This is a genomic window from Actinosynnema sp. NPDC059335 (assembly GCF_042752395.1).
Classification (GTDB): domain Bacteria; phylum Actinomycetota; class Actinomycetes; order Mycobacteriales; family Pseudonocardiaceae; genus Actinosynnema.
On the sequence record NZ_JBHYXZ010000187.1, the window covers coordinates 1 to 3168 of the forward strand.

A 3168-nucleotide genomic window follows, 5' to 3' on the forward strand; every position below is an offset into this window, starting at 1 on the left:
GGACCCCGGGTCCCGCGGTTCGACACGCGCGGCGGTCAGCGGTGGCGGTGGCCGATCGGGATCACCAGAGGGGCGCCGGAGACCGGGTCGGGGACGACGCGGGCGTCCAGGCCGAACACCTCCAGCAGGTTCGGCTCGGTCAGCACCTCCGCCGGCGGGCCGGCGACCACGATCCGGCCGTCCTTCATCGCGACCAGGCGGTCGGCGTAGCGGGCGGCCAGGTTCAGGTCGTGCAGCACCATCACCACGGTCCGGCCGTGGTCGCGGTGCAGCCGGTGCACCAGGTCCAGCACGTCGATCTGGTGGGCGAGGTCCAGGTACGTGGTCGGCTCGTCCAGCAGCAGCAGGTCGGTGCCCTGCGCCAGCGCCATCGAGATCCACGCCCGCTGCCGCTGCCCGCCCGACAGCTCGTCCACGGTCCGGTCGGCCAGCCCGGCCATGCCGGTCAGCTCCAGCGCCGACGCCACCGCCGCCTCGTCCTCCGGCGACCACTGCCGGTACCACGCCTGGTGCGGGTGCCGGCCGCGCGCCACCAGCTCCGCCACGGTCAGCCCCTCGGGGGCCTGCGGCGACTGCGGCAGCATCGCCAGCGCCTTCGCCACCTCGCGGGTGGGCGTCCGGTCGATCCGCTTGCCGTCCAGCAGCACCGCGCCGGACCGGGCGGGCAGCAGCCGGCCCAGGGCGCGCAGCAGCGTGGACTTGCCGCACCCGTTGGGCCCGATCACCGCCGTCACCGAACCGGACAGCACGTCCAGGTCCAGCGACGACACCACCAGCCGCTCCCCGTACCCGACGGACAGCGACTGCGCCCGCAGTCGAACAGCGGTCATACCCGTGCCTCCCGGCGACTCCGGACGAGCAGGTACATCAGGTAGGGCGCGCCGAGCACCGCGGTCACCACGCCGACCGGCAGCTCGAACCCGCCGAACGCCAGCCGCGCGACCAGGTCCGACACCACCACCAGCAGGCCGCCGACCACGGCCGACCCGAGCAGCGGCGGCGTCGCCGTGCCGGCCAGCCGCAGCGCGATCTGCGGCGACGCCAGCGCCACGAACGCCACCGGCCCGGCGGCGGCCGTCGCCACGGCGGCCAGCGCGACCGCGATGAGCAGCATCACGCTGCGCGCGCCGTTGAGCCGGACCCCGAGCCCGCGCACGGTGTCGTCGTCGAACTGCAGCGCGCCGAGCAGCCGCGCCCCGACCAGCGCCGCCGGGACGAGCACGGCCAGCGCCAACCCGACCGGCACGACGTGCTCCCAGCCGCGCCCGTTCAGGCTGCCGGTGATCCACACCATCACCCGCGCCGCGTCGGTCACGTCGCCCACGGTCAGCAGGTAGTGGGTGAAGTTGCCGGTCACGGCCGACACGCCGATGCCGACGAGCACCAGCCGGAACCCCTCGATGCCCCGCCGCCACGCCAGCCCGTACACCAGCAGGCCCGCGAGCAGCCCGCCGGCCAGGCTCGCCAGCGGCACGCCGACCGTCGCGAGCGTCCCGCCGACCGCGCCCATCGACCCGGCGAACGTGATCACGGTGACCGCGCCGGCGCCCGCGCCCCACGTCACGCCGAGGATGTCCGGGCTGGCCAGCGGGTTGCGGGCGATCGACTGGAACACCGCGCCCGCCACGCCCAGCGCCGCGCCGACGAACACGCCGGTCAACGCCCGGGGCAGGCGCAGGTCGAGCACGATGAACCGCTGGCCGCGCTGCCCGCCGCCGAGCAGCACGTCGAACACCTGCCCGAGCGGGATCGGGAAGTCGCCGCGGGCCACGCTCACCGCGCCCGCCAGCACCACCAGCCCCAGGCCGACGACCACCACGGCGAACGCCCGCCACCGCAGCGGCCCGGACACGGGGCCGAGCCGGAAACCCCTCACAGCGTCACCAGCCTCCGCCGCCGCACCAGGGCGATGAAGAACGGCGCGCCGACCAGGGCCAGCACCACCCCGACCTCCAGTTCCCCCGGTCGGGCGACGACCCGGCCGACCACGTCGGCGACGAGCAGCACGATGGCCCCGATCACCGCGGCGAACGGCAGCAGCCACCGGTAGTCCGGCCCCGTGAGCGCCCGCGCCGCGTGCGGCACCACCAGCCCGAGGAACCCGATCGGCCCGCACACCGCCACCGCGCCGCCCACCAGCAGGGTGGTCGCGGCCACCCCGACGACCCGGGTCAGCACCACCCGCTGCCCCAGCGAGCGGGCCACGTCGTCGCCGAGCGCCAGCGCGTTCAGCCCGGACGCGTTGAACGCCGCCAGCACCAGCCCGAGCAGCAGGAACGGCAGCACCTGCCACAGCAGCCCGAGGTCGCGCCCGGACACCGCGCCGACCTGCCAGAACCGGAACGCGTCCAGGCTCTGCCGGTCGAGCAGCACCAGCGCCGACACCAGGCCGTGCATGAGCGCGGTGACCGCCGCGCCGGCCAACGCCAACGTGACCGGCGTCGGCCCGGAGCGCCCCGAGCCGAGCAGGAAGACCACGACGCTGGCCACGAGCGCGCCCGCGAACGCGAACCACACGTACCCGTAGAGGCTGGTCACGCCGAGCGTGAAGATCGACAGGACGACGGCGAACGCGGCGCCCTGCGTCACGCCGAGGATGCCCGGGTCGGCCAGCGGGTTGCGGGTGTGCCCCTGCATCAGCGCGCCGCCGACGCCCAGCGCCACGCCGACCGCGATGCCGAGGAGCGTGCGCGGCACCCGCAGTTCGCGCACCACGAGGTCGTTCTCCAGCCCCGTGGGCGAGGTCAGCGCGTGCCAGACGTCGGCGAGCGGCACGTCCTTCGCGCCGATGGCCACGCTGGCGAGCGCGACCAGGACCAGGAGCCCGACCAGCAGGGCGAGGCGGGTGCTGCGGAGGGCCAACGCTCCAGCTCCTCCCACGGCGACCCGGACCTTCGGTGAGGTAAGCCTAACCGAACACGGTCCGAGCACCGCCGGGCACGCTCCGTGCCGCCGAACGGGCGAGCGGGGGCCGGCCCGTCGGCACGGGCGCGCCGCGCCGGGACGGCCGATCGAATTCGATCTTCCCGTGCCGCGGCCGGGCGGAAAACACCGAGGGGGGGGGGGGGTAAAAAGGCGGCCCCGCCTCGGGGGTGTTGTTTTTGGTGGGCCCCCGGGCCGCCCCCCCCCCGGCGCCCCCCCGGGGGTGGTGCGGCCACCCCCCCCCCC

Annotated in this window: 3 protein-coding genes; all 3 read right to left on the bottom strand. The window is 75.8% G+C overall.

Going from position 1 to position 3168, the window contains the following annotated elements:
- Positions 1-35: 35 nt before the first annotated feature.
- The 3 genes from ACFXGA_RS35520 to ACFXGA_RS35530 are packed head-to-tail and all read right to left on the bottom strand — an operon-like array spanning position 36 to position 2862.
- Positions 36-830, bottom strand: a complete 795-nt coding sequence (locus ACFXGA_RS35520) for an ABC transporter ATP-binding protein (RefSeq protein WP_378095892.1) — start codon at positions 828-830, stop codon at positions 36-38.
- Positions 827-1876 carry a FecCD family ABC transporter permease gene (locus ACFXGA_RS35525; protein WP_378095896.1) on the bottom strand — a complete coding sequence of 350 codons (1050 nt, stop codon included), beginning with the start codon at positions 1874-1876 and terminating at the stop codon, positions 827-829. The genes ACFXGA_RS35520 and ACFXGA_RS35525 overlap by 4 nt, the downstream gene beginning before the upstream one ends.
- Positions 1873-2862 (bottom strand): FecCD family ABC transporter permease, encoded by a 990-nt coding sequence (locus ACFXGA_RS35530; protein WP_378095899.1) that lies wholly within the window; start codon positions 2860-2862, stop codon positions 1873-1875. The genes ACFXGA_RS35525 and ACFXGA_RS35530 overlap by 4 nt, the downstream gene beginning before the upstream one ends.
- Positions 2863-3168: the final 306 nt, after the last annotated feature.

What these genes read in the sequence shown, in the direction of transcription:
- ACFXGA_RS35520 (WP_378095892.1), bottom strand. Translation starts at nt 830, where the DNA reads ATGACCGCTGTTCGACTGCGGGCGCAGTCGCTGTCCGTCGGGTACGGG.